Below are 26,150 nucleotides of genomic sequence, written 5' to 3'. Positions count from 1 at the left end.
CCGGGTCAGCAGGTGATCGGCTTGACCCAGGAGCACTCCACGCCCTCGGGCGTACGCGGCGTCTCCGGCACCGCGGGCGGCGCGACCCGTGCCGCGCTCACGCCGTCATTCCGATGGCTGGCCAGCGCCACGGCGATCTGGTCCTCCAGTGGCTTGACCGACGCCGTCAGGTAGTTGTTCAGCAGGATGGAGAACGCCAGCAGGTGGCCGTCCGCGCTGGTGACGTAGCCGGACAGCCCGGAGACGCCGGTGAGGCTGCCGGTCTTGGCGTGTACGTTGCCCGCCGCCGGAGTGCCGGCCATGCGGCTGCGCAGCGTGCCGCCGACGAACCGTTCCGGCTGTCCGGCGATGGGCAGCGCCGCGTACCAGGTGGGGAACCAGGGCTCCGCCCGGACGGCGGCCAGCAGGTCGACGAACTCCGTGGCCGGCACCAGGTTGCGCCGGGACAGGCCGGAGCCGTCGCGCTGGCGCAGCGTTCCGGTGTCCATCCCGGTGTCGGCGACGTACTCGCTGATCGCGGTGAGGCCGGCGGACCAGGTGCCGGCGCCGGAGAGCACCCGGCCGATCTCCTTGGTCAGGACCTCGGCGTGCCCGTTGTTGGAGAGCTTGAGGAACGGCGTCATCAGCTCACCGAGGCTCATCGAGTCGTGTCGGGCCACCGGGTGGGCCGTCTCCGGGGTGGCCTGGCCGAGCACCGTCCGGCCGAGCACCCGTACGCCGTGCCGGTGCAGCGCCGCCCGGAAGACGTCCGCCGCGTAGCCGGTGGGCTCCCAGACGGTCACCCAGTCGCTGGCGGGCTCGTCGCCGACGGCGATCTGACCGGTCACCACTATCGTGTTGCCGCCGTGTTCGCGTTCGATGGAGATCGAGGTCTCGCCCTCGCTGACCGTCTCGGCGCGGTTGTCGATGTGGACGTAGCCGGTGGGCGGCGTGGTGGTGACCACCGGCCGGGCGCCGGCCCGGTCGGCGGGCGCGGCGTGCACGATCACGGTGCCCGCGTCGTAGTCGGTGTCCGGCGCGACGGTCAGCGCGGAGACCTGCGCGGCGTAGTAGTAGGGCTCGTCGTCCCAGGTCCAGTCGGGGCCCAGCCGGGTGCGGTCGTAGCGGGTGTCGTCGGCGATCAGGTTGCCGGTCACGACCCGGACGCCGTCGGCGGCGACCTGCGCGGCCAGGGCGTCGTAGTCGGCCGCGAGCATTGTCGGATCACCGCCGCCCCGCAGGTACAGATTGCCGGAGAGCAGCCCGGCGCGGCGCTTGCCGGTGGTGTGGACGTCGGTGCTGAAGTGGTGCCCGGGGCCGAGCAGTTCCAGGGCGGCGGTCGAGGTCAGCAACTTGGTGTTGGAGGCCGGGACCAGTCGCCGGTCGCCGTTGCGGTCGTAGAGCGTCTGCCCGGTGCTCGTGTCGACGACGACCACCGACGTCTGTGCGCCGGCCAGCCGGCTGTCGGCGAGGATCGTGTCGATGGTGGCGCGCAGTCGGGTCGTCGCGGGAGTGGGCGACTCGGCGGTGGCGCCGGACGCGCCGACGGTGGCCGTGGTGACGGCCAGCGCGAGCAGCGCGACAGCGCGCGGAAAGAGACGACGATGCATGCGCCGATGCTGCCACGAAGGTAATCGCCAGGAAAGGGCCTGGGTCGAAGGTTATTGCCGTTCGGGTTCCGGCGGTCCCCCCACGGACTTCGTGTGACCGCCCCAGTAGTGTCGCTGCGCGCCCATGGCCAGCGGTGCCACCAGCGCGGCGAGCGCCCCGCCGAGCAGCGGGAAGACGATGAAAACCCAGAGCTGGCGCAGCGCGGTGCCGCCCTCGAAGACGGCCGGACCGAAGGCGCGGGCCGGGTTGACCGCGGCCCCGGTCAGCGTCACGCCGACCAGTTGCGTCGCCGCCAGGGCCAGCCCGATCGCCACTCCGGCGGTGCCCGGATTCTCGCTACGACTGGTCACGACCAGGACCACCAGCACGAAGAGGAAGGTCAGCACGATCTCCAGCACGGCCGCGCCGCCCCGGTTGATGTGCGCGCCGTACCCGTTCGAGCCGAGCGCTCCGGTCTGGTCCGCCACGTCACCCCAACGGGTCAGCGCCCAGAGCAGGAAGCCGGCCACTGTCGCGCCGGCGAACTGGGCGATCCAGTAGGCCACCGCGCCGATCGCCGAGATCTTGCCGGACAGCAGCACGCCGAGGGTCACCGCCGGGTTGACGTGACTGCCGGAGAGCGGACCGATCGTGTAGACGAGGGCCAGCATGACGAACCCGAAGGCCAGCGCGACGACCACCACGCCACCCTGCACCCGGGCGGCGACGGCCGCACCCACGCCGAAGAACACCAGCAGCAGGGTGCCGAGGAACTCGGCAGCGGCGCGACGGGCGTCATCCATTCACCCAGCGTAAGGACAATTCGGGCGAACCGGTGGGGAATCGGCGCTGTGAGCAGGGCGACGACCCGCGACGGGCACAGCGCAGCCGGACATCGCGTTGCACAACGCGTGAACACCCACTCCGTCGACGTCGTGGTGATCGGTGCCGGCCAGGCGGGCCTGAGCGCCGCGTACCACCTGCGCCGCACCGGGTTCGCTCCCGGCGACGGCTTCGTCGTCCTCGACGGTGACGACGGCCCGGGTGGGGCCTGGCGGCACCGCTGGCCCACCCTGCGCCTGGAGCGTGTGCACGGCTTCCACGACCTGCCCGGGATGCCCTTCCCGCCCGCCGACCCGCAGCGTCCGGCCGCCGAAGCGGTAAGCGCCTACTTCGCCGCGTACGAGCGCACCTTCGACCTGCCGGTCCGCCGGCCGGTGCGGGTCCGTGCCGTACGCCCGCGCCCGGACGGCCGCCTCGACGTCGACGCCGACCACGGCAGGTGGACCGCGCGGGCCCTGATCAACGCGACCGGCACGTGGACCAGGCCCTTCTGGCCGTACTACCCGGGTCGTTCGTCGTTCCAGGGGCGACAGCTGCACACCGCCGACTACCAGGGGCCGGCCGAGTTCGCCGGCCGTCGGGTGGTGGTGGTCGGAGGCGGCACCTCCGCCGTGCAACTCCTCGCGGAGGTCTCGACCGTCGCGGCCAGCACCACCTGGGTGACCCGCCGGCCACCGGAGTTCAGCGACGGCGAGTTCGGCCCGGAGCTGGGCCGGGCCGCCGTGGCCCGGGTGGACGCGGCGGTACGGGCCGGACGTCCGCCGGGCAGCGTCGTGGGTGTGACCGGACTGCCTGTCACACCCGAGATCCGTCGGCTGCGCGAGCGTGGCGTGCTCGATCGGCTACCCGTCTTCGACCGCATCACACCTAACGGGGTGGCCTGGACCGACGGGCGGTTCGTCCCCGCCGACATCATCCTGTGGTGCACCGGTTTCCGCGCCGCGCTCGACCACCTGGCGCCTCTCGGTCTGCGCGCGGCGGGCGGTGGAATCGTCATGGACGGCACCCGCGTGGTCGCCGACGAACGGGTCCACCTGATCGGTTACGGCCCCTCGGCGAGCACCATCGGCGCCAACCGGGCGGGCCGCGCGGCGGTCACCGAGATTCGCTCGTTGCTCGCCCCCACCCCCGTGCTCGACTGATCCGGCTCTATTTGACGGATCGGTCGGCAGCGGGCACCGTGGGCAGGGAAGGGGCCCTCAGCTGCCCCGATTCGACGCGACGGCGATGACCGTCCCTCCCGTCGCCTCCCACGCGTGCTCGTACGCGGGCCACCTGTCCGGTCTGCGCGACAACCGACCGCGAGCCGAGAATCCACGAGGAGTTCCGCAAATGCTCACCATGACCGACAATGCCGTGCTCGTCATCCGTGACCTCGCCAACCAGCAGGACGTGGCCGAGGACGGCGGTGTGCGGATCGCCGCCGACGCCGACGCCGGATCGCTCACCGTGGAGCTGGTGCCCGAGCCGGAGCAGGGCGACCACGTCGTCGACAACCAGGGTGCCCGGATCTTCCTCGACCCGGACGCCGCCGAGCTGCTCGGCGACGCCTCGGTGGACGCCACTGTCGACGACGAGGGCATCATCCAGTTCGGTTTCACCGAGCAGCAGTAGCACCCGGACCAGGCAGCCCACGCACGTTCCCGGCGGTACCTCACCGCAGCGGTCGCCCGCGCTGCGGCGGGCCCGGCCGGGGGTTCCACCCGGGATCGGTGCTGTCGTCCGGTCGCGCCAACGTGGCGAGCACGTGCGCCAGGTGGTGCGACGTGCTCCACGCCGTCCAGTTGGCGACCGACCCGGCGCCGGCGCCCCGACGGGCACGGCGCAGCAACTCGTGGTCGCCCCAGGAGAACGCCGCTCCGGCGCTCGACCAGTGCGGTGCCGCCACCAGCGTGCGGCACAGGTCGGCGAAGCGGTCGTCCCCCCGGCCGCCGCGGCGCGACCAGCGGTAGACCCACCAGGCGTCGTCGGCGGTGTACCGCACGGTGGGCGTCCGGTCGCCCGGATCGCCGGAGTCGGACAGCGCCGGACCGACGCCGTAGTCGCCGTAGTCCACCCCGACGTCGGCCAGCCGCTGCCAGAGCTGCCAGTCCCACCGCTCCAGCCGGACCGGCTCGTCGGTGGGCAGCCGGGACAGTGTCGGCGGCATACCGCCGGCCGCCACCGTCGCCGAACGCCAGGCGTGCCGCCGGGCCCAGTCCAGCAGCCGGCGTACCCGCGGCTCGGCCACCCGCACGTCCGCCGGGCAGCAGACGTCGCCCGCGTCCACCAGCAGGTCGCACTCCTCCGGAGCGAGGCCGGTGAGCCGCCAGATCCGCTCGACGGCGGTCGTGTCCGCGTCCGGGCCCGCCCGGTCGTGCGCGGCGCGCAGCCGGACCAGCGCCCGCCGCGCGTACGCCCGGGCCGCCGTGCCGTGCGCGACCAGCCGGCGGTCACTCTCCGCGAGCCCGATGACCGGCATCAGCGGTACGCCCCACCGGGCCAGCTCCGTGTCGGCCGAGTCGGGCAGGGCGGCGACGTCGACGGCCGGCAGCAGGCCGGACGGCAGGCGGCGCAGGGCGTCCCTGGTGGCGCGGTCGACGGTGCTGACCTCAAGGATCGGGGCGAGCAGCGGGGCGAGCGCGGGGTCGAGGTGGTTCAACGCTTCCAGCTCGCCGCGTCGGCGGCTGGCGAGGATGGGGCGGTAGACCGGTTCCGCCGCCCGGCCCCGCTCGGCGGGCACCATACTTCAATCTAGTCAGGCATTCACATGCCTCCACAGCTTCCGGGCCGAAAATTCGCTGCCTGGCTGTCGTGTCGGCGACTACGCTCGCCCGATGTCCGCGTCACCCCACCGTTACCGCTCCGTGGACGAGGACAGCGCCCGCTGGGTCGGGTTCCCGTTCCGCGACGGCGACATCGTGATCAGCACCCGGTCCAAGAGCGGCACCACCTGGATGCAGATGATCTGCGCGCTGCTGGTGCTGGGCACCGCCGAGCTGCCGGCGCCGCTGCCCGAGCTGTCGCCCTGGCTGGACTGGCTGGGCGAGCCGCGCGACGTGGTGTACCAGCGGCTGGCCGCCCAACCGCATCGCCGGTTCATCAAGACGCACACCCCGCTGGACGGGGTGCCGCTCGACCCTCGGGTGCACTACGTGGTGGTGGCGCGGCATCCGCTGGACATGGCGGTGTCCCTCTATCACCAGTCCGGCAACCTGAACCGGGTCCGGATGGCCGAGCTGACCGGCCAACCAGTGCCGGCGGGACCGCCGCGGGCCCGTCCGTCGGTGCGACAGTGGTTGTCGAGCTGGGTCGACCACGAGGTGGACCCGCGCGTGGAGCTGGACTCGCTGCCCGGGGTTCTCTGGCACCTGAGCGACGCCTGGGCCCGCCGACACGAGCCGAACGTTGAGCTGGTGCACTACGACGACCTCCAGGCGGACCTGGGCGGCCAGATGCGCCGCCTGGCCGACCGGTGGGATGTCCCGGTGTCCGTCGAGCGCTGGCCGGCGCTAATCGAGGCGGCGACGTTCGGCCGGATGCGGGAACGTGCCGACCAGCTCGCCCCGGACATGCTGGGCGTGTTGCGGGACCGCCGGGCGTTCTTCCGCCGGGGTGGCTCGGGGCAGGGGCGCGGCATGTTGGACGCGGCCGGTCTGGCCCGCTACGAGCAACGGGTGCGTTCCCTGGCCCCGCCCGACCTGGTCGCCTGGCTGCACCGCGACGCCTGAAGGGGTGCGCAGACGAGCGCGCGGCGCCGTTTCGACAGTTGTCGGAACGTCGCCGCGCTCTGGCCGTCTCCCACCACCGCAGCCGTTCGGCAGTACGCCAGCGGGGACCTGGCTCGACCGGCCGTTCGCGCCGGTCAGCGTTGTCGATCCCCGGTCCGGGCGGATCCAAACCTGCCGACCGTGGGGAATTCCACCATCTGCCAGTCCCGGCGTGACGCGCGGCCGAACGGGGTATGAGCGGGCCATGGAGCATTTCACGATCGCGACCGTCGCCGAGAAGAGCCCGGACTTCCGGCGGGTGCTGTGGACCGGCGAGCACACCCAGCTGGTGATCATGACCATTCCGCCCGGCGGGGAGATCGGCGAGGAGGTGCACGACGGGATCGACCAGATCCTGACCTTCGTCAGCGGCACCGGCGAGGCCCGGGTCGCCGGTGCGAAGCGGGAGGTCGTCGCGGGCGACCTGGTCGTCGTGCCGTCCGGGACGAAGCACAACTTCGTCAACACCGGCCCCAACCCGCTGGTGCTCTACACCGTCTACGGCCCTCCGGAGCACGCCGACCAGGCCGTGCACCACACCAAGGAGGAGGCCGACAAGGCCGAGGAGGCCGGCGAGGACGAGCCGCCCACGTCGTGACGGCTGCCTGAACCAGGCCGATCCGGGTACGCCCGGCGGGTGACGCAGCCGGCGATCTCCGACTACGGGTTCCTCTCGGATGCCCGTTCCGGCGCGCTGGTCGGGAAGGACGGCTCGATCGACTGGTGGTGCCCCCACCGGTTCGACGGCGCCTCGGTCTTCGGGCGGCTGCTCGACCCGAGCGGGGGGTACTTCCGGTTGGCGCCGGTCGGCGTGGGTGGCCCCGGTTACCGGGTCGAACGCGCGTACCGGCCGGACACGCTGGTGCTGCGGACGGTGCACCACACGCCGCACGGCAGCGTGGCGGTGACGGACGCGCTCGCCGCCGAGATCGGCGCCCGCGCGCACGACCTGGGCAAGAACTCACCCGCTGTGCTCATCCGGGTGGTCGAGGGCCTGTCCGGGCGGGTGCGGATGGCGTTGGACTTCGCTCCCCGCCCGGAGTACGGGCTGCTCACGCCTTATCTGCACGAGCAGCCCGGAGGTGGGGTGCTGGCCGGGGCCGGCCCGGTGGTGCTGGTGCTGCGCGCCGACGACCTGCCGCTGCGGGCCGGCGGGGACCGGGTGACCCACGAGTTCGAGGTCTCCACCGGCCAGGTCGTCGCGATGGACGTGGCGTTCGGTCAGACGTACGGGACGCCGCCCGCCCGGCTGGACCCGCTGGCCGCCCTCGCCGAGACGACGCGGGCGTGGGAGGCGTTCCGGCAGACGCACGGGTACTCCGGCCGGTACGCCAAGCTGGTCCGGCACAGCGCGACAGTGCTGGGTGGTCTCACGTACGCCCGCAGTGGCGCGGTGGCCGCGGCGCTGACCAGCTCGTTGCCGGAGCAGATCGGCGGCGACCGCAACTACGACTACCGCTACTCCTGGCTGCGGGACTTCTCACTGACCATGCGCGCGCTCTGGGTGGCGGCCTGCCCGGACGAGGCGTCAAGGTTGTTCGCCTGGGCGACCCGGTCGATCGGCCGGTTCGGCGACGAGCCGGTGCCGGTGCTCTTCGGGTTGGAGGGCGAACGCGACATCTCCGAGCACCACTGCAATCACCTGCGCGGATACCGCGACAGCCGCCCGGTGCGGGTTGGCAACGACGCCTGGAAGCAGCGGCAGCTCGACGTGCCGGGTGAGGTGATCTCGGCGGTGTGGCGGCTGCGCGACTACCTCGGCACACCGTTCGAGGGGGAGTTGCGGGAGATGGTGCTCGGGCTGACCGAGCAGGTGGCGGGGACCTGGCACCTGCCGGACCGGGGCATCTGGGAGACCCGGGACGAAGAGCGGCACTACGTCTCCTCGAAGGTGTCCTGCTGGCTGGCCATGGATCGGGCGGTGGGGCTCGCCGACCGGCTCGGTGAACGGGCCGACCCGCGGAGGTGGGCAGGCGTACGCGACGAGATCCGCGCGGCGGTGCTGCGCGACGGGTGGAACGACCGGATCGGGGCGTTCACCGGCTCGTTCGGTTCGGCGGAGCTGGACGCCTCGGTGCTCGCACTGCCGGTGGCGCACTTCCTGCCGGCGACCGATCCCCGCATGCGGTCGACCATCGCGATGGTGGAGCGGGAGTTGGGCACCGACGACGGGCTGGTCCGGCGGTGGACGACCGACCCGGCCGGGTTCCTGATGTGCTCGTTCTGGCTGGTGGAGTGCCTGGTGATGGCGGGTGAGCCGCGCCGGGCCGAGGAGCTGTTCGAACGCGTGGTGGGTCACGCCAACGACGTGGGCCTGTTCAGCGAGCAGATCGACCTGACCACCGGTGCGCAGCTGGGCAACACGCCGCAGGCGTTGTCCCACATCGGGCTGATCAACGCGGCCTGGCGGCTGACCGAGCCGGACAGCTTCTGACCCGGGCCGCCTCTGACCCGGACAGCTTCCGACCCGGGCCGCCGAAATCCTGCAACAGACCTGCAAGCGTCAGGCATTGACGCTGATGCGTGCGCAGTCCTAGCCTCGAAGAGACGGGAAAGCCCTTTCCCACGGCTTTCATCCCGCTTCACCCCACTGTCGGAGCCGGGCATCCGACGGGGCACACCGATCCCCGCTCTCACGGCAGCGCGCCGTGCCGGCACGTCCCCGCGCGGCCAGACCCAGGGATCGCCACCACACGCGTCAAGGAGGACAACCGTGCACAAGAGACGACACCCCGGCCGACGACCACTGGTGCTGGCGGTGGGCGCCGGCGTGACGGCGGCGGCGCTCACCGTCGGCATGACCTCGGCCTTCGCGGCCACCATCTTCACCGACACCTTCAACGACGGTGACACCTCCGGCTGGTCCAAGTCCGGCGGCACCTGGGCTGTCGACGGCTCGGGCGTACTCAACCAGTCGAACGCCGGCAGCGAGCTGGCCCGGCAGTTCGCCGGTCAGACCAGCTGGACGAACTACTCCGTACAGGCCCGTGTCCGGCCGGCGAGCTTCGGCTCGTCAAGCGCCCTGGTCGGCCTGGCCGCCCGGTCCACCAGCAGCACGAAGATGTACCGGCTGGCCCTGCTCGGCTCCGGCCGGGCCGAGTTGCAGGCCGTCAACGGCAGCAGCATCACCGCGATCGGTTCCGCATCGCTCGGCGTCGCCACCGGCACCTGGTACACCCTGCGCATCGAGGCGAGCGGCAGCACCATCCGCGGCTTCGTCAACGGCACCCAGATCGCCTCGGGCAGCAACAGCCTGGCCAGCGCGGGCCGGATCGGCCTGGTCACCGCGTACGCCAGCGGCGGGTTCGACGACGTGGTGGTCGACTCGTCCGCCGGCGGCACCCCGACCACGCCACCGGCGACCACCGCGGCGCCGACCACCCCGCCGCCCACCACGTCGGGCCCGACCACCCCACCGCCGTCGGGTTGGCCGACGCCCACCGGCAGCCAGAAGGTGGACGCCACCATCGGAGTGTCCGGCACCTTCGACGGCGGGCTCAAGCGCTACTACGGCATCGGCGACGGTGGGCAGAGCGAGAGCCAGGACCCGATGTTCGAGCTGGCCGCCGGCGCCACCCTGCGTAACGTGATCATCGGTGCGCCGGCCGGCGACGGCGTGCACTGCAACGGCAACTGCACCCTGATCAACGTCTGGTGGGAGGACGTCGGCGAGGACGCCGCCACCTTCCTCGGCGGCACCACGTACACCGTCGACGGTGGCGGTGCCCGATCCGCCAGCGACAAGGTCTTCCAGCACAACGGCCCGGGCACCGTCTACATCAGGAACTTCCGGGTGGAGAACGCCGGGAAGCTCTACCGGGCCTGCGGCAACTGCTCCTCGTCGTACCAGCGGCACGTGGTGATCGACAACGTGGTCGTCCGGGACACCGACGCGGTGGCCGGCATCAACACCAACTGGGGCGACACCGCCCGGTTCAGCCGGATCACCATCGTCGGCGACCCGGACCGGGAGACCTCGATCTGTGTCAAGTACAAGGGCGTGCCCAAGGGCAGCGAGCCGACCAAGATCGGCGAGGGCGCCGACGGCGTCAACTGCTTCTACACGCCGTCCGACATCACCTACCAGTAGGCCCGGCCGCCGGCACCCCACCGTCGGTGGGGTGCCGGCTCAGGCCATGACGGGTACGCCGGAGACGTCCACGGTCTCCGGATACTTCAGCCCCGCGCCGGTGTTGAGCACCACCACCCGTTCCCCGGCACGGATCCAGCCACCGGCGCGCAGCTGCCGCGCCGCCGTCAGGCAGGCCGCACCCTCCGGGCAGAGCAGCAACCCCTCGCGGGCGGCGAAGTCCCGCAGGTCGGTCAGGATCTCGGCGTCGTCGACGGCGACAGCGGTGCCGGCCGACGCCCGCAGCGCGGCCAGGATCAGCTCGTCACCCAGTGGGGACGGCACGGTGATGCCGAACGCCACCGTGTGCGCGTCCTCCCACGGCTGCGCCCGGTCCTCGCCGGCGGCGAAGGCCCGCACGATCGGCGCGCAGCCGGTCGACTGCACCGCCACCAGCCGGGGCAGCTTGTCGCCGACCCAGCCCAGCTCGCGCATCTCGTGCAGCGCCTTGTGGATGCCGATCAGGCCGACCCCGCCACCGGTCGGGTAAATGATCACGTCGGGCACCTGCCAGCCGAGTTGCTCGACGATCTCGTACCCCATCGTCTTCTTGCCCTCCAGGCGGTAGGGCTCGCGCAGTGTGCCGGCGTCGAAGATCGTCCCGTCCGACTCCGCGATCAGCTCGGCCACCTTGCGGCCCGCGTCGCTGATCAGCCCGTCCACCAGACGCAGATCGGCTCCCGCTGCCACACACTCGCGCCGGCAGATGGTCGGCGCCGCCAGCGGCATGACGATCGTGGCGCCCATCCCGGCGCGCGCCGCGTACGTCGCCCACGCCGAACCGGCGTTGCCGTTGGTGGGCATCGCGATCCGCTCGACGCCCAACTCGCGAGCCCGACTCACGCCCACCGCGGCGCCGCGTGCCTTGAACGAACCGGTCGGGATCAACCCCTCGTCCTTGACCATCAGGTCCGCGATGCCGATCTCGGCGCCGTACGACGGGGCGCGCAGCAGCGGCGTCCAGCCCTCACCGAGCGTGGTGACGTGCCGGGGATCGGCGACGGGCAGCAGCTCCCGGTAGCGCCACAGGTCGGCCGGGCGCAGCGGAAAACGCTCCGGGGTGACCGCCTTCGCCACCGCCGGCAGGTCGTAGCGGGCCAGCAGCGGCGAGCCGCACTCGCAGAGGTTCTGCGGCTTGTCGGCGGCGTACTCCAGGCCGCAGCGTGGGCAGTCCAGATGGGTCAGGTACACGTCGCTCCTCGCCGTCAGGCCGCGTCGATGCTCAGCCACCGTCGGCTGCGCCGGCCCGGCTCGTACACCGAGTCCAGCCGCTTGGCGACCACACCCGGCAGCCCCTGCTCCCGCCCGGTGCGCAGGGCCTCGTCGCCGGCACCGGGAAACCACGGCGGAGTCTGCCAGTGCGTACCGGCCAACGCCAGCCCATCGAGCAGTTCCCGGCGTTGCGCGTACGGGACGTCGACGCTGCTCACGCCCTCCAACCACAGCAGGTCGACGAGCAGGAACTGGGCGCCGGCCGGAACCCGGCCACCGCTGGCGGGACGGGCGGGACGCACCCGGCCCGCGCCGTCGATGCGGACGAGCACACCGTCGAGCACCGCCTCGGTGGGCGCCAGCGCCTCGGCCATGGCACGAAGCCACGGGTAGCCGCCGGTGATCTCCTCGTCGGTCTCGGCGAGCAGCCGCAGCCGGCCGCCGGAGACGTACGCCATGGCGCGGACCCCGTCCCAGCGCAGCTCGTATCCCCAGTCGGCGCGGTCGCGGGGCAGCCCGGCGGCGGGCGTGGCGTGCATCGGGCGGACCAGCTCCGGCATGCTCGTCCAACCCGGCGGCGCGGGGTCGGTGCGCCGGATCATCCAATCCTTGCCGCCGGTGGCGAACAGCGCGTAGCGCCCGGCGGTGCGGTCACCGGAGAGGGTCACGATGACCTCGTCGTCGCGCCACTTCTCGCAGCGGTACGTGCCCCGGTCGTGGATGACCATCCGGCCGCCCCCGTACTCGCCGGCGGGGATCTCGCCGGAGAAGTCGAGGTACTCCATCGGGTGATCCTCGGTGTGCACGGCGAGGTGGTTGCGGCCCGGGTCGCGGGGCAGGCCGCGCGGCACCGCCCAGGACGCGAGCACGCCCTCGTGTTCCAGTCGCAGGTCCCAGTGCAGGCTGCGGGCGTGGTGCTGCTGGATGACGAAGCGATCCGCGCCCTCGTCGGGTCTGGTCGGCGTGGGGGCGCCTTCTGGCACCGGCTCGGGCGTACGGGCCGCGTCGCGGCGGCGTCGGTACTCCTGCAGCCGGTCCGTCACACCCGCATTCTCCGGCAAACCGGGCCATTGCGCTGGACGCCGGAGTGTCCGGTTCGCTCGGCGTCCGGGAGCGCGGCGGGGTAGAACGGACCTCATGGACCTCAGCGACCAGCCCACCGCCCTGCTCCCGGGTGACGTGCGGATGCCCCTGCTCGGCTTCGGCACCTGGCAGGCCACCGGCCGGGCGGGCTACGACGCCGTGCTGGCCGCGCTCGACACCGGCTACCGGCACCTCGACACCGCCACCATGTATGGCAACGAGCGGGAGGTCGGCCGGGCGGTGCGGGAGAGCGGGCTGCGTCGCGAGGACATCTTCATCACCACGAAGCTCCCGCCGGACCGGGTTGGCCGGGAGCGCGAGACGTTGGAGGCCAGTCTGGAGGCGCTCGGCGTCGACCAGCTGGACCTCTGGTTGATCCACTGGCCGCCGTCGTCCCCGGCGGACAGCATCCCGATGTGGCGGGAGTTGCTGGCCGCCCGGGACGAGAACCTGACCCGTGCCGTCGGGGTCAGCAACTACAGCACCGGCGAGATCGACGAGTTGATCCAGTCGACCGAGGAGAACCCGGCGGTCAACCAGATCCGGTGGAGCCCCACGCTGTACGACCGGCAGCGGCACGCCGAGCACCGGGACCGGGGCGTGGTGCTGGAGGGGTACAGCCCCTTCAAGACCAGTGACCTCAGCGATCCGGTGCTGACCAGGATCGCCGCGGCGCACGGCGTCTCCCCGGCGCAGGTGGTGCTGCGCTGGCACATCGACCACGAGATCGTGGTGATCCCGAAGTCGGTGACCCCGGAGCGGATCACCGCCAACTTCGACGTCTTCCACTTCTCGTTGACGGCGGAGGAGATGCGCGACATCGACGCGCTCGGTGACGCCTGAGTCGGCGGATTCCTTCAAGATGCGGCCCGGCTGTGAAGGGTATCGACATCGACGCTCATGACGGTATAGCGTGCCGTCATCACGCTCGTCGATGCGTGTGAACCCGTCGCCGCTGGAGGACCGCCATGGCCCGATCCCCGTCCGTCCGTCTGCGCCGTCGTGGGGTGCTCGGCATCCCCGCCCTGGTGGCCGCCGCGCTGACCACCCTCGCCGTCCGACCCGCACCGGCGGGCGCCGCGCCGAAGGCCGAGTGCCTTGCCGACCTGCTCAAGGACTCCTGATGGCGACGATTCCGTGGCTCGTCGACGTGCTGCGCGGCGCCGGGGTCCAGGTCGTCGTCGAGGGTGACTGGCTCAACCGGATGCGGCCCGGCTCCTTCGACCCGATCGGGGTGCTCTGGCACCACACCGCCTCGACCTCCAGTGCCAGCAACCCGCACCCCGCGCTCGGCATCTGCATCAACGGCCGCTCCGACCTGGCCGGCCCGCTCTGTCAGGCGCTCGTCGACTACAACGGCGTCTTCCACGTCATCTCCGCCGGCCGCTGCAACCACGCCGGCGTCAGCGGGGGCAGCGGGCCCATCCCCGCCGGGGACGGCAACACGCTGATGATCGGGTGGGAGATCGACTACAACGGCGTCGACCAGGAGATGACCGCCGCGCAGTACAGCGCGTCGATCGCCGCGACCGCCGCCGTGCTCACCCGCCTCGGCCGGGACAGCAGCTACGCCCGTGGCCACCGGGAGACCAGCACCACCGGCAAGATCGACCCGTCCTTCATCGATCTGAACGTGATGCGCGCCGACGTCGCCGCGAAGATGGCCGGCGGCGGAACCGCGTGGTCGTCCACTGTGGACAACACGACCTCCGGCCGGTTCACCGCCAGCGCCAACTGGGGTGTGTCGACGTTCTCCAGCCAGCGGTACGGCGCCGACTACCGCTACGCCGACCCGGTCGCGGCCAGCGATCCGGCCTGGTACAGGTTCAACGTGCCGGCGACCGGCTCCTACCGGGTCGAGGCGTGGTGGCCGACCAACAGCGGCTACAACAGCGCCACCCCGTACATCGTCGCCACCACCACCGGCAACCGGACGGTGTACGTGGACCAGCGCGCGACCGGCGGGCAGTGGCGGGTCCTCGGCACGTTCACCCTGCCGGCGGGCGACGCCAACCGGGTGGCGGTGAGCCGTTGGAGCAGCGCGGCGGGCCTGGTCATCGCCGACGCCGTACGCCTCACCCGGGTCTGATCTGTCCCGCCGCCCGGGACAGTCCGGCGGCGATAGCGTGATCCACTCGGATTCCGCGAAGTCGGGGTGTCCCAGCAGCAAGGACGCCCCGACTCCACGGATCCGAGTGGATCACGAGGGTGGCTTCGACCGCGGCAGCTACCTCACACGATGGAGATCGACCGCACCTGGGTGTTGCCCTTGGTGTCGACGTACACCTGGTAATCGCCGACGGTGTAAGTGCCGGCGGCGTTGTTGTTGATGGTGAACGTGCCCGTCACGGCCGACTCGCTGCCGTCGATACGGGTCTGCTTCACCGTGATGGTCAACTCGTTCGTGTTGCCCTTCAGCTTCTTCACCACCGCCGACGGCTTCGCACCGGTGACCGCATTGGCCACGGTCACGTAGACCGCGTCGGGTGAGGAGAACTCCGCGTTCTTCTGCCCGTCACCGAACTGGAAGAAGCCCCGCTGTTCGGTGGCCCCGCGCCCCGGGAACGGATCCGGGTTCGAGGCCAGGTACGTCGGGTTGACCTTGTACAGGTCCGTCTTGGAGTCCGCGAGCTTGGCCTGCACCCCGGTGTACGGAGCATCGGTGATCGCGAGGTTGACCGACAGGTAGATCGCGTCGGGGTTGTTGGCCGAGATGCGCGAGGAGAAGTACTTGTCCGCGCTCTGCCCCGCAGGCACGGCCAGCGGCACAACCTTGTCGCCGACGAGAATGTTGAACCGGAAGTCTCCGTAACCGCCGGCGACGAACTTCGCCCACGCCGCGTCCGACATGTGGCCGGGGCGCTCCACCTTGAACTCCAGACGCATCGGCGCCACGTACGTGCTGCTCTGGAACTCGGGGTCGGTCAGGGGCAGGTAGACCCCTCCCGGCTCGTGACCCAGCGCGAAGGCCGCCGCCGTCGGGGCCGAGTTGCCGCGTCCGTTCCACATCGGGATGGTGAACGAGGTGGCGCCGAGCAGGGCCTGGTTGCCCAACTGGTTCGCGCCGACAGCGCCCGACGCGTCCTGGTAGGTGCCGATCGTGACGTCGAGCAGGTCCAGGTCCGCCCGGTCGGCGTTCAGCCCCGGCATGTCCGCCCACATGAACTTGGCGCCAGCGGGCCCGGAGTACCGGGCCATTTCCAGCATGCCGTCGGCCATCATCTTGGTCATCTGCACCGCCGAGTCGACCTTCATCCGCTCGTTGGCCGTGTGCCACCAGCGCTCGTTGCCCGGGATGACGGCGCCGAAGGCGGTCATCTTGTTGCGGAAGCTGCTGGCCAGAGTGCCGCCGGTCGTGCCCTGCGGATACACCACGTCCCGGAGGGCATAGGGGTCCGGGAAGTCCTGCGGGCTGTTGTTGATCGTGGCCTGGTAGCTCTTGAACTGCAGGGCCGTCAGCGGGTTGTCGTGGGTGACGTACAACCCGGCGCCGGTGGGCGACCCGAGGGTGCCGATGGTGAACCCCTTGCCCTCGAAGGCGGCAGTGACCGCCGCCGTCGCCTGGCCGGAGTCAGCCGCGGTGACGTGCATGCTGCGCACGTACATCGGCATGTTGAGGTTGCCGGTGGCCTCCGTGTAGAAGCTCGTCGGGGTCTCCGAGTTGATGTTCCCCATGAGGGCGAAGGTCAGGTTCGGCGTGCCGTTGCTCGGGTTGCGCAACAGGTTCGCCGGGATGCCCATGTACCTGCCGATATAGGCCTCGCCTTCGACCCCGTCGCGGAAGAACAGGTCGGCGATGCCGTCGGCTGCCTTCTTCACCTGCAGGTCGGCGGTCGTGCCTCCCAAGGCGCCAAGTCCCTGGGAGAGGAGGAACATGCCCCACACGACGGCGTTCTTGCCGTACTGCGGGGTCGGCATCTCCATCGCCACATCAGTGTTGATCTCCAGCGTGAGCGAGTCGCCGGTGATCGTGGTCTGCACCTTGGGCGTGGTCCGGGGAGCAGCCGGGAGCCAACCCTTCGTGGTCGCGGCAGCGGTGATCGCCGCCACGAACCTGTCGCGCTCGGCGGAGCCCGCCCCCGCCACATCGAGGGTGAAAGTGGCCCGCGAGGCGATCTGGGTGGTGCTGCCGTAGGCGATGTCCTTGAGCGTCGGGTCGCCTTCGCGCCGGGTGACGCCTGCCGTCGCATCCGTCAGCCGGAAGGCCTTGGTGCTGTCTGCGGACAAGCGCATCGACACCGACGGGGTCACCGACCCGGAGTTGCCGACGATCACCGGGAACCGCGAGTCGGAGGTGTAGCCGGCGACCGGCGTCTCCTCCCGGTTGAGGTTCTTGTAGGCCCAGTTGTCGTAGAAGCTCGGGTTCGAGTTGTACGGGATGGACTGGAAGGTCGCGGTGTTCGCTGCCGTGGGCGTGCCGGGACCGCCGTCCTCGTAGATCCCCATGACGATGCGGATGCGTCGGTCCAGGGGCAGCCCCGCCTCGAGCAGCGCCTTGGCCGCGAGCAGCGTCGCCAGGGTCGGGCCGCTGTCGTCCTGGATGCCGGCCCCGTAGACCCAGCCGTCCTTGATGTAGGGCGAGTGGTAGGCACCAGGAGTGCCGAGGTTGCCGTCGGCGTCGCGCCAGCGCGCCAGCTGGGCGGGCGAAACGGAAGACGTCGGCGAGTCGAGGTGACTCAACGCCATGACCATCTCGGGGGCGTCCGGGTCACCGATCTCCGCGTAGACGTACTTGTCGGGCTGGCGCTGCACGACCACCGGGAAACCCAGGTCGGTGGCCAGCTTGACCACCCAGGCGAGCTTGGCGACCTTGCGGTCGTACTCGTTCTGGTTGGCTTCGGTGTTGCTGACCGGGAAGGGGTACGCCGTGGCGGCAGTGCCGCCACGGGAGATGGAGTCGTAGCTCGACCCGTCCAGCATCGCCCCGACGAGAGTGAGCGGGTTGTAGGTGCCGTCTCCCGCTCGCGCGCTGCTGACGCGTCCCGCCAACGCCTCGACTTCGGCGTGGATCGCGTCGCGTTCGGCGTCGGTTACCGACAGGTCGTAGGTGACACCCGGCTGGAAGCGCTCAGCGCCGGAGCTGGTCGGGGACGCGTGGGCCGGGGGGGCGACGCTCGCCACGAGTGCCGTGGCGAGCAGGGCGGATAAGACAGGCGTTCGTCTATCTATCATGAGGGCGGCTCCAGGACAAGGGGGATGATCAGTAGCGACAGCACACACCGGCCGCGCCGCCAGCGGCCGTGGAGGTGCCATTTCTTGAGGATCATCTGAGAATCGGCCGGAGCCGTCAGCTCCGCCGCAGCGGGCTGAACGCGAGGGGCGTGACCAGATGGTCACGCCCCTCCCGTCGGTGGTGATACCGCTCAGGCGCGGGAGCAGTTGGCGCCGTTGAGCGAGAAGCTGGTCGGGGACGAGTACGACCCGCTCAGCGTGCCCTGGTAGCCGAAGCTGGCCGTGCCGCCGGGTGCGATCGACCCGTTGTGGCTGACGTTGCGGGCGGTGACAGTGGACCCGCTCTGGCTCACGGTGGCGTTCCAGGCGTTGGTGACCTGCTGCCCGCCGGGCAGGCTGTAGGTGAGCGTCCAGCCGTTCAGCGCACTGGACCCGGTGTTGGTGATCTGCACGTCGGCGGTGAAGCCGTTGTTCCACGAGTTGGCCGTGTACTTCACCGCGCAGCTCGCGCCACCGCTCGGCGGCGGCGTGGTGGGCGGCGGGTTGGTGGGGTTGCCGCCACCGTTGACGTTCGCCGAGAACGAGGTCACCGCGAGACCGACGCCGCCCTGCCACGGCTCGAAGCCGGCCTGGATGCTGGTCAGGTACCAGGAGTTGGTGATCGCGCCCCGGTTGCGGGTGTCGTTGATGAAGTCCAGCACGCTGAAGTTCAGGCTGGAGATCGGCGACGGCGCGACATAGGAGATGACGTTGTTGGAGCCGTTGCTACCGCGCCACACCTCCCACGTCCGGCCGGCAAGGTTTGTCGTGCCGACCACCGAGCCGATGGGTTGGATCGGGCCCTGCCGGTTGAGCCAGATCATGATCTCCATCTGGTTCACCCCGTCCCGCTTGGGCGACGGGTCCAGCCAGATGTCGTACGCCGCGTCGTAGGTGGCACCGCTGACGTACCGGTAGGAGATGCTGCTGGTGGCGCTGCTGATCTGGCTCACCTGGATCGGCAGGTTCGTGCCGGGCGAGCAGTTGGTGTAGTGACAACCGAGGAAGATCGACGGGTACGCCGTGGGTGCCCCGTTGGTGGGGCTGCTGCCGTTCTGCGTGGTGATCTCGAAGCCGTTGCTGGTGACGTTGAGGCACTGCTGGGCGGAGGTGCCCCAACGGTTGTTCTGCACGACGTAGCGACCCTGGATCACTGTCGAGCCGTACTGCTCGCAGATCTGGGTGTCGGCGGAGGCGCTGCCGCTGACGGCGACGGCGACGAGTGAACTGGCGACCAGCAGCCCGGCGGCGGCCAGGGCTCGAAGTTGACGTTTCATGACGCTCCTTGACTCGGCGCGTGCCGGGCGCCGGATGTGGTGGGGTGGTGCGGGAGCGCTCCCACGCTCAACGACACATTTACATGCCTGAAACTAAGGCGCAACCGCCCGCGTCAAACTGGTGAATTGTGAGGATTGCCATCGTGGCGCCGAACGGGGGTCGACAGGCGGCCAGCTAAGCGGCGCGGACCGCCGACGAGCGGATCCGGCGGGCCGATCGGGCTCTGGTGTGCGCCGATCGCTCCGAGTAGCGTGTTGCCTCCGACGCGTGCCGCTCCCCCTCCGGAGGCGTACACCACCATGGGTGGCTCCCCCCTGCGCATTCTCATCGTTGGCGCGGGCATCGCCGGCCTGGCCGTGGCCCGGGCCCTGCGTCTGGCGGGCTTCCGGCCGGACGTCACCGACAAGCTGCCCCCGGGGGAGTCCACCGAGACCGGCCTGTACCTGCCCGGCAACGCCGCCCGCGCGCTGCGCCGGCTGGACCTGCACGATCCGGTCCGACCGCTCGGGCAGGTGATCCACCGGCAGCGCTTCTTCGACGCCGCCGGGCTGCCCCTCTGCGAGGTGGACCTCGACGCCCTCTGGGCCGACGTCGGCGAGTGCCGTGCGCTGCCCCGGGCGGACCTGCACCGGGTGCTGCTCAGTGGCGCCGGCGGCGCCGTCCGACACGGCGCCGAGGTCCGCACCCTCGATCTGCTCCCGCGCGCGGTAGGGGTCACCTTCACCGACGGCACCAGCACCGAGTACGACCTGGTCATCGGCGCCGACGGGCCGCGTTCCTCGGTTCGGGCACTGGCCGCGCTCGGCGGGCCGCCCCGCCCGGCCGGGCACGTCGTCTACCGGGCCGTCCTGCGTGACGGCCCGCCCGTCACCGACTGGACCGCCCTGCTCGGGCAGCGCTCCGGTCTGCTGCTGGTGCCGATCGGGGAGGGGCGGCTGCACTGCTACGCCGACGAGGCGGGCACCGAGCCGCCCGCCGACCCGTTGGCCCGGCTGCGCGAACTCTTCGCCGACTACCGGGGCCCCGTGCCCGAGGTGCTGGAGATGCTCGACCGGGTGCACGCCGGGATCACCGACGAGGTCGAGCTGGGCCGCTGGTACCGGGGGCGGGTCCTGCTGGTCGGTGACGCCGCGCACGCCACCGCGCCGACCCTGTCCCAGGGTGCCGCGATGGCCCTGGAGGACGCCGTGGTGCTGGCCGAGTCGCTGCGCGCCGCCGGCAGCGTCGAGGCGGCGCTGATGGCGTACGAGAGTCGTCGTCGCCCGCGTACGCGCTGGGTGGCTGACCGGACCCGCGACCGCAACCGGACCAGGGACGTGCCGCCGGCGCTGCGCGACCCGCTGCTGCGCGGACGTGGCGGACGGATCTTCGGGGAGCACTACCGGTTGCTCGTCGGCCCGCTGTAGGCCCGTAGTAGATCGTGTCACGCCACCCCACGCGGCGCTGCGACCTGCCGAGGACTATCCTCCCTACGGATGACGGCCCGCAGATAATCAGCGTGTGCCGAGCGGGACAACCGAGAACCGGAGGCCACTCGTGACCACCGTCGCACCCAAGCCGGTCGTGACCCGGCCCTGGCCGGTCCGGGAGCCGGTCAAGGGGTCGGCCATCGCGCGGCTGCTGCGTACCACGGACGCGAAGCAGATCGGGATCATGTACATGGTCACCGCGTTCGTGTTCTTCATGGTTGGCGGCCTGATGGCCCTGATCATGCGGGCTGAGCTGGCCCGCCCCGGGCTGCAGTTCCTGTCGCCGGAGCAGTACAACCAGCTCTTCACGATGCACGGCACGATCATGCTGCTGTTCTTCGCGACGCCTATCGTGTTCGCCTTCGCGAACTACATCGTGCCGATCCAGATCGGCGCACCTGACGTTTCCTTCCCCCGCCTGAACAGCTTCGCCTACTGGCTGTACCTGTTCGGCGGCACGATGGCGACGGCCGGCTTCCTCACCCCGGGCGGCGCCGCCGACTTCGGCTGGTTCGCGTACGCGCCGCTGAGCAGTGTCGAGCACTCGCCCGGCGTCGGCGCCAACATGTGGATCATGGGTCTGGCCATCTCCGGCCTGGGCACCATCCTCGGCGCAGTGAACATGATCACCACGGTGCTCACCCTGCGTGCGCCCGGCATGACGATGTTCCGGATGCCGATCTTCACGTGGAACATCCTGGTCACCAGCCTCCTGGTGATCCTGGTCTTCCCGCTGCTGGCCGCCGCGCTGTTCGCGCTCGCCGCGGACCGCATCCTCGGCGCCCATGTGTACGACCCGGCGACCGGTGGGCCAATGCTCTGGCAGCACCTGTTCTGGTTCTTCGGGCATCCCGAGGTCTACATCGTGGCGTTGCCGTTCTTCGGCATCATCAGCGAGATCATCCCGGTCTTCTCCCGCAAGCCGATCTTCGGCTACAAGGGTCTGGTCGCCGCGACGGTCGCGATCGCCGCGCTCTCGATGAGCGTCTGGGCGCACCACATGTTCGCCACCGGCCAGGTGCTGCTGCCGTTCTTCAGCTTCCTGAGCTACCTGATCGCGGTGCCGACCGGCATGAAGTTCTTCAACTGGATCGGCACCATGTGGCGGGGCCAGATCAGCTTCGAGACGCCCATGTTGTGGGCGGTCGGCTTCCTGGTCACCTTCCTCTTCGGTGGTCTCACCGGTGTGCTGCTGGCCAGCCCGCCGCTCGACTTCCACGTGTCGGACTCGTACTTCGTGGTGGCGCACTTCCACTACGTGCTCTTCGGCACCATCGTGTTCGCCGTCTTCGCCGGCATCTACTTCTGGTTCCCGAAGATGTTCGGCCGGATGCTCGACGAGCGCCTGGGCAAGGTGCACTTCTGGCTCACCATGATCGGCTTCCACACCACCTTCCTGGTGCAGCACTGGCTCGGCGCCGAGGGCATGCCCCGCCGGTACGCCGACTACCTGCCCGGTGACGGTTTCACCACGCTGAACACGATCTCCACGGTCGGCGCGTTCATCACCGGTATCTCCACGCTGCCGTTCATCTACAACTGCTGGAAGTCGTACAAGACCGGTCCGGTGGTCGAGGTGAACGACCCCTGGGGCCACGGCAACTCGCTGGAGTGGGCGACCAGCAGCCCGCCGCCGCTGCGCAACTTCGACCGGATGCCCCGCATCCGCTCCGAGCGGCCGGCCTTCGACGCGAAGTTCCCGGAGCTGGCCGCCGGCCAGAGCCTGGCCGGCCCGCCGGAGGGTGGCTCCAAGCCGCTCACCAGCGAGTCGGACGGCGGCGCTCGCTACAGCGAGGACACCGCCAGCAACATCGACAGGAACTGACGCTCCACCAGTTCGGCTGTACGACGGGCGCCGCCCCCCGGGACCATCGGGAGCGGCGCCCGTCGCTGTGCCCGCCCACTGCATGTCGGCGCACTGCATGTCCGGCGCACTGCATGTCCGGCGCACTGCATGTCGGCGTACTGCATGTCCGGCGCACTGCATGTCGCGCGTGGCCCGACCGCTCGCCGCGTTGACCGCGAGGCGTCGATGGCAGAGCAACGTCCCCGGCCGGCGACTCAGAGCGCGCGGCGACCTGCGGGATCGGCGGTGCCCCGCACATGCTTGCGACGGTGATGCCTGTGAGTCATTTTGATGACTCACAGGCATCATGCTCATCGGGGAACCTGGGCCGGGCAGGCGCGGGACCCGGCATGCGCGGGGCCGGGCATGCGCGGGGTCGGGCGGGCGCCGGACCGGGCAGGCGCGGGGTCGGGCAGGCACCGGGCCGGGCAGGCACGAGGCCGGGCAGGCACGAGGCCGGGCAGGCGCGGGGCCGGGCGGAAACAGCGGGTCGGGCCGGCGCCAGGCCAGGCGCGCGGGACGCCGGCGGACACACGGGCCGGGCAGGTGCCCGGCCAGGTTGTCAGCGGGTGGCGGAGGCGAGGTCCGCTTCGACGGGAAGCGCGGCGAGCGCGTCGTCCTTGCGGCGGCGGCGCAGCTCGATCGGCAGCACCACGAGGGTGATCAGTGCGCCGAGCGCCCCGGTCACCACGAAGCCCCAGAGCGGCGCGCTGCTGTCGATCACCGCGCCGGCGAGCGGTGCGCCGACCGCGATGCCGACGGTGACCGCCGAACCGTGCAGGCCCATCGCCTCGCCGCGTACCTCGGCCGGTGCGAGGCGGCTGACGGCGTCGGAGGAGGCCGCGATGGTGGGCGCGCACAGCGCGCCGGCCGGGATCAGCGCCAGGCAGAGCAGCCACCAGTGCGCGCCGCCCAACCCGACCGGGATGGTGCAGAGCGCGAGCGCTGCGGTGAGGGCCAGCGGAGAGAGTGAGCGGTGCACCGCCCCGTAGGCGAAGCCGCCGGCCAGGGAGGCGATCGCCCAGCCGGCCAGCACGACGCCGGTCCAGCCGACGTCGCCGCTCTCGCGCAGGACGGCTACCACCGCGACGTCGGTGCCGCCGAGCACCAGGGTGGCGGCGGTGCTGAGCGCCAGGACGGCGAGCAGGCGAGGCGTCAGCCACTCCCGGCGGGGCACGTGGCGTCGTGGGCCGGTGGGTTCGGCGGCACCGCGGATCGGCGGGTTCACCAGCCACAGGGCGATCCCGGCGGCGACGATGCCGCCACCGACGAGGTACATGGTGGTCTGCGCCGAGATGGCGGTGACCAGCGCCACCGCCAGCGCCGGGCCGATCATGAAGGACAGCTCGACGGACATGGAGTCCAGGGCGTACGCCGGCCGCCGTTGATCTTCCGGAACCAGCGCGGCGATCGACTGGCGGACCACCGAGAAGATCGGCAGGGCCAGCGAACCCGCCACGAAGGCGGTCGGCAGCAGCAGCGGGTACGGCAACGACGGCGCGGTGGTCCAGAACACCGCCTCGGCGATGCCGGTGAGCACCAACACCGGACGCAGACCACGCCGGTCGACCAGACGGCCGAGCAGCGGCCCACCGATCGCCGCGCCCACGGTGATGGCGGCGCCCACCAGGCCGGCCGCGCCGTAGCCCCGGTCGAGGTCGAGCACGACGTGGAAGGTCAGCGTGACCCCGGTCGCCGTGAGCGGGATGCGGGCGAGGACGGCGATCAGCAGCAGCGACCGCAGGCCGGGCAGAGCGAGGGCTGTGCGGTAAGGCTTCATGTTCACGTTGGTCCGTACCTCCGGCGACATCCTCGACGGATGGTGGACCATTGGCCAACCAATTAGCGCCTCATGCGGCCCTGATCACAGGCTCAGCGTCCAGGATCACGCCGGCGCCGTCCATCGCCCGCAGCGCCACGTCGGTGGTCTCCGGAGCGACAGCGGCGGTCAGCTCCAGCAGGACGGTGGTGGCGAAGCCCTCCCGGGCGGCGTCGAGCGCGGTGGCGCGGACGCAGTGGTCGGTGGCGATGCCGACCACGTCGACCCGGTCCACGTCGTGCCGACGCAGCCAGTCGGCCAGGCACTCGCCGTCGTCGGCGTGCCCCTCGAACCCGGAGTACGCCGCCGCGTGCTCGCCCTTGTGGAAGATCGCCTCGACCCGACCGGTCTCCAGGTCCGGGTGGAACTCCGAGCCGCTGGTGCCGACCACGCAGTGCCGGGGCCACGACTCGACGAAGTCCGGCGGATCGCCGAAGTGCGCGCCCGGGTCGATGTGATAGTCCTTCGTGGCGACCACGTGCGCCCACCGGTCCGGCTCGGCGGCGAGCAGCCGGGAGATCCCGGCGGCCACTCCGGCGCCGCCCGCGACGGCCAGCGAGCCGCCCTCACAGAAGTCGTTCTGCACGTCGACGATGATCAGCGCGTTGGCCATCGGGGGTCCCTTCGAGAACGGATCAGCGGGCTCAGCCGGCGGGTACGACAGTGACCGGCACCGCGGGGTCGCCGGCCGAGAGCTTCAGCCCCTCCCACGGGATGGAGATGAGGCACTCGCGCAGGTGCTCCCGGGACTCGTCGAGGGTGGGCAGACCCACGGGCTCGCCGTCGATCACGTACGAGCGCTGGAGCATCCGGTCGTTGGCCTGCCGGTCCGGCACGCCCTGCGGGACGATGATCTCCTCCGTGGCGGTGCCGGTCGGCTTGTGCCGGCGAACCGCGACCTTGCGCCCACCGATGGTCGCCTTGTGCTCGGAGCGCTTCACCACCGGGCGGCCCTCGACCTCGACGAGCTTGTAGACCAGCCCCGCCGTGGGCGCCCCGGAACCGGTGACCACTGCCGTCCCCGCGCCGTACATGTCGACCGGCTCGGCGGCCAGCGCCGCGATCGAGTACTCGTCCAGGTCACCCGAGACGATGATCTTCGTCTCGGTGGCGCCCAGCGAGTCCAGCAGTTCCCGGGACTGCTGCGCGATCACCGCGAGGTCACCCGAGTCGATCCGGATCGCCCGCAGCTCGGGCCCGGCCACCGCGATCGCGTTGCGGATGCCCTGGCTGATGTCGTACGTGTCGACCAGCAGCGTGGTGTCCCTGCCCAGCGTGGCCACCTGCGAGGCGAACGCGGCCCGCTCGTCGTCGTGCAGCAGGGTGAACGCGTGTGCCGCGGTGCCCGCCGTCGGGATGCCGTAGCGCTCGCCGGCGGCGAGGTTGGACGTGAACCGGAAACCGGCCAGGTACGCGGCCCGCGCCGCCGCCACCGCGGCCTCCTCGTGTGCCCGGCGCGATCCCATCTCGATCAGCGCCCGGCCCCGGGCAGCGGTGACCATCCGCGCCGCGGCGGCCGCCACCGCGCAGTCGTGGTTGAGCACGGAGAGCGCCACCGTCTCCAGCACCACGCACTCGGCGAAGCCGCCGGAGACGGTCAGGATGGGCGAGCCGGGGAAGAACAGCTCACCCTCGGCGTACCCGTCGATGTCGCCGGTGAAGCGGTAGTCGGTGAGCCAGGCCGCCGCCGCCTCGTCGACCACTCCGGTGCGGCGCAGGAAATCGACCTCCGCCGGGTCGAACCGGAAGTCGCGGATCAGCTCGATCAGGCGCGCGGTGCCGGCGACGACGCCGTAACGCCGGCCGCTGGGCAGCCGACGGCTGAACACCTCGAAGACACAGCGGCGGTCGGCGGTGCCGTCCTTGAGTGCGGCGCTGACCATGGTCAGCTCGTAGTGGTCGGTCAGCAGCGCGGGGCCCAGGGTGCTCACCGCCCCAGCCT

Annotated in this window: 21 protein-coding genes; 11 read left to right on the top strand and 10 right to left on the bottom strand. The window is 71.2% G+C overall.

Annotation, left to right across the window (positions count from 1 at the left end; all coding sequences use genetic code 11):
• Nucleotides 1-5: 5 nt before the first annotated feature.
• Nucleotides 6-1,589, bottom strand: coding sequence for a D-alanyl-D-alanine carboxypeptidase/D-alanyl-D-alanine endopeptidase (dacB, locus tag ACLQ27_RS16970; RefSeq protein ID WP_425867553.1), 1,584 nt, complete (start codon nucleotides 1,587-1,589; stop codon nucleotides 6-8).
• Between the two features lie 51 nt (nucleotides 1,590-1,640).
• A complete protein-coding gene (locus ACLQ27_RS16965) occupies nucleotides 1,641-2,372 on the bottom strand; it encodes an MIP/aquaporin family protein (RefSeq protein ID WP_357493964.1) in 732 nt (243 codons plus the stop codon).
• Nucleotides 2,373-2,480: 108 nt separating this feature from the next.
• Between ACLQ27_RS16965 and ACLQ27_RS16960 the strand changes: the two genes are divergently transcribed.
• The gene (locus tag ACLQ27_RS16960; RefSeq protein WP_357573208.1) at nucleotides 2,481-3,554 is read left to right on the top strand and encodes an NAD(P)-binding domain-containing protein; all 1,074 of its coding nucleotides are present in this window, start codon (nucleotides 2,481-2,483) and stop codon (nucleotides 3,552-3,554) included.
• A gap of 190 nt (nucleotides 3,555-3,744) precedes the next feature.
• Nucleotides 3,745-4,026, top strand: a complete 282-nt coding sequence (locus tag ACLQ27_RS16955; RefSeq protein WP_007456076.1) for an adhesin — start codon at nucleotides 3,745-3,747, stop codon at nucleotides 4,024-4,026.
• Nucleotides 4,027-4,066: 40 nt separating this feature from the next.
• On the opposite strand, the gene ACLQ27_RS16950 is transcribed toward ACLQ27_RS16955, so the two are convergent.
• Entirely contained in the window at nucleotides 4,067-5,137 is a 1,071-nt protein-coding gene (locus ACLQ27_RS16950; protein WP_425867551.1) for a beta family protein, read from the bottom strand.
• A gap of 91 nt (nucleotides 5,138-5,228) precedes the next feature.
• Here ACLQ27_RS16950 and ACLQ27_RS16945 point away from each other — a divergent pair, with 91 nt between their 5' ends.
• From ACLQ27_RS16945 to ACLQ27_RS16930, 4 genes are all read left to right on the top strand, one after another.
• Nucleotides 5,229-6,122 (top strand): sulfotransferase domain-containing protein, encoded by an 894-nt coding sequence (locus tag ACLQ27_RS16945; protein WP_357573206.1) that lies wholly within the window; start codon nucleotides 5,229-5,231, stop codon nucleotides 6,120-6,122.
• Between the two features lie 244 nt (nucleotides 6,123-6,366).
• Complete coding sequence (locus ACLQ27_RS16940; RefSeq protein ID WP_357493972.1) at nucleotides 6,367-6,759, top strand: cupin domain-containing protein; 393 nt, start codon at nucleotides 6,367-6,369, stop codon at nucleotides 6,757-6,759.
• 39 nt (nucleotides 6,760-6,798) lie between these two features.
• Nucleotides 6,799-8,595, top strand: coding sequence for a glycoside hydrolase family 15 protein (locus ACLQ27_RS16935; RefSeq protein ID WP_234581522.1), 1,797 nt, complete (start codon nucleotides 6,799-6,801; stop codon nucleotides 8,593-8,595).
• 279 nt (nucleotides 8,596-8,874) lie between these two features.
• Nucleotides 8,875-10,251 carry a pectate lyase gene (locus ACLQ27_RS16930; RefSeq protein WP_357573205.1) on the top strand — a complete coding sequence of 459 codons (1,377 nt, stop codon included), beginning with the start codon at nucleotides 8,875-8,877 and terminating at the stop codon, nucleotides 10,249-10,251.
• A gap of 39 nt (nucleotides 10,252-10,290) precedes the next feature.
• On the opposite strand, the gene ACLQ27_RS16925 is transcribed toward ACLQ27_RS16930, so the two are convergent.
• Together ACLQ27_RS16925 and ACLQ27_RS16920 are read right to left on the bottom strand one after the other, a co-directional pair.
• A complete protein-coding gene (locus tag ACLQ27_RS16925) occupies nucleotides 10,291-11,481 on the bottom strand; it encodes a threonine synthase (protein ID WP_234581520.1) in 1,191 nt (396 codons plus the stop codon).
• A gap of 14 nt (nucleotides 11,482-11,495) precedes the next feature.
• Complete coding sequence (locus ACLQ27_RS16920) at nucleotides 11,496-12,545, bottom strand: DNA polymerase ligase N-terminal domain-containing protein (RefSeq protein ID WP_425867548.1); 1,050 nt, start codon at nucleotides 12,543-12,545, stop codon at nucleotides 11,496-11,498.
• A 94-nt stretch (nucleotides 12,546-12,639) separates the two neighbouring features.
• Here ACLQ27_RS16920 and ACLQ27_RS16915 point away from each other — a divergent pair, with 94 nt between their 5' ends.
• The 3 genes from ACLQ27_RS16915 (at nucleotide 12,640) to ACLQ27_RS16905 (ending at nucleotide 14,674) form a co-directional block, all read left to right on the top strand.
• Nucleotides 12,640-13,428, top strand: a complete 789-nt coding sequence (locus tag ACLQ27_RS16915) for an aldo/keto reductase (protein WP_357493980.1) — start codon at nucleotides 12,640-12,642, stop codon at nucleotides 13,426-13,428.
• Between the two features lie 125 nt (nucleotides 13,429-13,553).
• A complete protein-coding gene (locus ACLQ27_RS16910) occupies nucleotides 13,554-13,709 on the top strand; it encodes a hypothetical protein (protein ID WP_425867546.1) in 156 nt (51 codons plus the stop codon).
• The gene (locus tag ACLQ27_RS16905; RefSeq protein WP_234581516.1) at nucleotides 13,709-14,674 is read left to right on the top strand and encodes an N-acetylmuramoyl-L-alanine amidase; all 966 of its coding nucleotides are present in this window, start codon (nucleotides 13,709-13,711) and stop codon (nucleotides 14,672-14,674) included. Before ACLQ27_RS16910 ends, ACLQ27_RS16905 begins: the two co-directional genes overlap by 1 nt.
• Nucleotides 14,675-14,817: 143 nt before the next feature.
• Here ACLQ27_RS16905 and ACLQ27_RS16900 read toward each other — a convergent pair whose 3' ends face one another.
• Together ACLQ27_RS16900 and ACLQ27_RS16895 are read right to left on the bottom strand one after the other, a co-directional pair.
• Nucleotides 14,818-17,706, bottom strand: coding sequence for a M20/M25/M40 family metallo-hydrolase (locus ACLQ27_RS16900; RefSeq protein ID WP_425867543.1), 2,889 nt, complete (start codon nucleotides 17,704-17,706; stop codon nucleotides 14,818-14,820).
• A 242-nt stretch (nucleotides 17,707-17,948) separates the two neighbouring features.
• Nucleotides 17,949-19,073 carry a GH12 family glycosyl hydrolase domain-containing protein gene (locus ACLQ27_RS16895; protein WP_357493985.1) on the bottom strand — a complete coding sequence of 375 codons (1,125 nt, stop codon included), beginning with the start codon at nucleotides 19,071-19,073 and terminating at the stop codon, nucleotides 17,949-17,951.
• Between the two features lie 300 nt (nucleotides 19,074-19,373).
• Between ACLQ27_RS16895 and ACLQ27_RS16890 the strand changes: the two genes are divergently transcribed.
• Both ACLQ27_RS16890 and ctaD read left to right on the top strand, forming a co-directional pair.
• Nucleotides 19,374-20,480 (top strand): FAD-dependent monooxygenase, encoded by a 1,107-nt coding sequence (locus ACLQ27_RS16890; protein WP_234581513.1) that lies wholly within the window; start codon nucleotides 19,374-19,376, stop codon nucleotides 20,478-20,480.
• 130 nt (nucleotides 20,481-20,610) lie between these two features.
• Nucleotides 20,611-22,368, top strand: a complete 1,758-nt coding sequence (ctaD, locus tag ACLQ27_RS16885) for an aa3-type cytochrome oxidase subunit I (RefSeq protein WP_234581512.1) — start codon at nucleotides 20,611-20,613, stop codon at nucleotides 22,366-22,368.
• Nucleotides 22,369-22,951: 583 nt separating this feature from the next.
• Here the strand turns inward: ctaD and ACLQ27_RS16880 are convergent.
• The 3 genes from ACLQ27_RS16880 to ACLQ27_RS16870 are packed head-to-tail and all read right to left on the bottom strand — an operon-like array spanning nucleotide 22,952 to nucleotide 26,139.
• On the bottom strand, nucleotides 22,952-24,199 hold the full coding sequence (locus tag ACLQ27_RS16880; RefSeq protein ID WP_425867540.1) for an MFS transporter: 1,248 nt from the start codon (nucleotides 24,197-24,199) through the stop codon (nucleotides 22,952-22,954).
• Nucleotides 24,200-24,239: 40 nt separating this feature from the next.
• Nucleotides 24,240-24,821 (bottom strand): isochorismatase family protein, encoded by a 582-nt coding sequence (locus ACLQ27_RS16875; protein ID WP_425867539.1) that lies wholly within the window; start codon nucleotides 24,819-24,821, stop codon nucleotides 24,240-24,242.
• 31 nt (nucleotides 24,822-24,852) lie between these two features.
• Entirely contained in the window at nucleotides 24,853-26,139 is a 1,287-nt protein-coding gene (locus ACLQ27_RS16870; RefSeq protein WP_234581509.1) for a nicotinate phosphoribosyltransferase, read from the bottom strand.
• Between the last annotated feature and the right edge of the window lie 11 nt (nucleotides 26,140-26,150).

The sequence above is a fragment of the Micromonospora sp. DT63 genome (assembly GCF_049841615.1).
GTDB lineage: Bacteria > Actinomycetota > Actinomycetes > Mycobacteriales > Micromonosporaceae > Micromonospora.
The sequence above is the reverse complement of the archived record's forward strand: the minus strand, read 5'-3'. Positions and strand labels throughout refer to the sequence as shown.

Coding starts and splice junctions, on each gene's coding strand:
- ACLQ27_RS16905 (WP_234581516.1), top strand. CDS start 13,709: ATGGCGACGATTCCGTGGCTCGTCGACGTGCTGCGCGGCGCCGGGGTC.
- ACLQ27_RS16895 (WP_357493985.1), bottom strand. CDS start 19,073: ATGAAACGTCAACTTCGAGCCCTGGCCGCCGCCGGGCTGCTGGTCGCC.
- ACLQ27_RS16890 (WP_234581513.1), top strand. CDS start 19,374: ATGGGTGGCTCCCCCCTGCGCATTCTCATCGTTGGCGCGGGCATCGCC.
- dacB (WP_425867553.1), bottom strand. CDS start 1,589: ATGCATCGTCGTCTCTTTCCGCGCGCTGTCGCGCTGCTCGCGCTGGCC.
- ACLQ27_RS16955 (WP_007456076.1), top strand. CDS start 3,745: ATGCTCACCATGACCGACAATGCCGTGCTCGTCATCCGTGACCTCGCC.
- ACLQ27_RS16875 (WP_425867539.1), bottom strand. CDS start 24,821: ATGGCCAACGCGCTGATCATCGTCGACGTGCAGAACGACTTCTGTGAG.
- ACLQ27_RS16915 (WP_357493980.1), top strand. CDS start 12,640: ATGGACCTCAGCGACCAGCCCACCGCCCTGCTCCCGGGTGACGTGCGG.
- ACLQ27_RS16940 (WP_357493972.1), top strand. CDS start 6,367: ATGGAGCATTTCACGATCGCGACCGTCGCCGAGAAGAGCCCGGACTTC.
- ACLQ27_RS16880 (WP_425867540.1), bottom strand. CDS start 24,199: ATGTCGCCGGAGGTACGGACCAACGTGAACATGAAGCCTTACCGCACA.
- ACLQ27_RS16965 (WP_357493964.1), bottom strand. CDS start 2,372: ATGGATGACGCCCGTCGCGCCGCTGCCGAGTTCCTCGGCACCCTGCTG.
- ACLQ27_RS16945 (WP_357573206.1), top strand. CDS start 5,229: ATGTCCGCGTCACCCCACCGTTACCGCTCCGTGGACGAGGACAGCGCC.
- ACLQ27_RS16950 (WP_425867551.1), bottom strand. CDS start 5,137: ATGGTGCCCGCCGAGCGGGGCCGGGCGGCGGAACCGGTCTACCGCCCC.
- ACLQ27_RS16910 (WP_425867546.1), top strand. CDS start 13,554: ATGGCCCGATCCCCGTCCGTCCGTCTGCGCCGTCGTGGGGTGCTCGGC.